1 protein-coding gene and 1 tRNA gene are annotated in these 1,230 nt (G+C 53.1%); one reads left to right on the plus strand and one right to left on the minus strand.

What is annotated here, in order from left to right; translation table 11 throughout:
* Positions 1-38: 38 nt before the first annotated feature.
* Positions 39-115: transfer RNA gene (locus B5G16_RS12415), tRNA-His, on the minus strand.
* An 84-nt stretch (positions 116-199) separates the two neighbouring features.
* Between B5G16_RS12415 and B5G16_RS12420 the strand changes: the two genes are divergently transcribed.
* A complete protein-coding gene (locus B5G16_RS12420) occupies positions 200-1,117 on the plus strand; it encodes a site-specific integrase (protein ID WP_239406121.1) in 918 nt (305 codons plus the stop codon).
* The last annotated feature ends 113 nt before the right edge of the window (positions 1,118-1,230 follow it).

Here is a 1,230-nt window from a genome sequence, read left to right on the forward strand (position 1 = left end):
GCATTTTACTCGTTTTAGCACTTCCTTTTCCTGCGCCCTGGGGTGGAAGAAGGGGCTCGAACCCTCGACCTTCGGAACCACAATCCGACGCTCTAACCAACTGAGCTACATCCGCTGCCAAATTGAGCCCGAACGCTGGAACCAACGGCTGGAACGCTCCCTGCATCGGGACAAGGTGGCCCTGCAGATCAACGGCATCGTGGACAGCTATCGGGCCAATATCCTGGCGGCCTACGACGCTCTGATTCGGGAAGGCAGGATACCAGACTGCTTCACCATCAAGGAGCGGCTGGAGAATCCGGGCGGCACCACCCGACTCTTCCTTGCCGAATTCTCGAAATACTGCGAAAAACGGCAGCAAGAGGTCGGTAGCCGCATCACACAGGTCACAGCCAACAAATACCACCGCCTGCTGCGTTACATGACCGAATACACCCAAGCTCAATATCAAAAAGAGGACCTGCCGCTGGACAGAATCTCCTACGAGTATATCGACGGGCTGAACACCCATATGCAGACGAGGCACAAATGCAAGAACAACGGAGCGGTCAATCTGCTCTGCTGCTTGAAGAACTTCATCCTCTATGCTATCCGAAACGAGTGGATCGAGAAAAATCCCTTCCGCTTCTACAAGATGAAGATCGACAAGACGAATGTCAAGGTGCCGCTGACGAAGGCAGAGCTGGACCTGCTGCTAAAGCGACCGATGCCTAACGAGCGTCTGGAACGGATCCGGGATGTTTTCTGCTTCTGTGCGCTGACAGGACTGGCCTTCACGGATGTCGACCACCTGCGGCCCGAGCACATCACGACCGACGAGAACGGCACCCTGTGGATTCACAAACCACGGGAGAAGACCGCAGTCGTAAGTCGGATTCCGCTGCTGCCGCATCCGATTCGAATTCTGCAAAAATACGAGCAGGATCCCGACTTACGACTCAAAGGAAAACTGCTGCCCGTTCCGAGCAATCAGAAGATGAACGCCTATCTGAAGGAGATTGCCGATATTTGCCTGATCAACAAAAATCTGACAGTCCACCTGGCCCGACATACGTTCGCAACCCTGGCAATCGAATACGGAATGCCAATTGACATAATCGCCAAGATCCTCGGGTAGTGTTTCAAAAAGTGTGTCTGGGGAGGTGCCTTCAGATTCTTCAGATATGCAAATATAGCGATTCTTGGTTTCAGAACAACACGCCGCGGCGTGTTGTTCTTCTTTTTGTGTTA

This window comes from Alistipes sp. An66 (genome assembly GCF_002161445.1).
Classification (GTDB): Bacteria; Bacteroidota; Bacteroidia; order Bacteroidales; family Rikenellaceae; genus Alistipes; species Alistipes cottocaccae.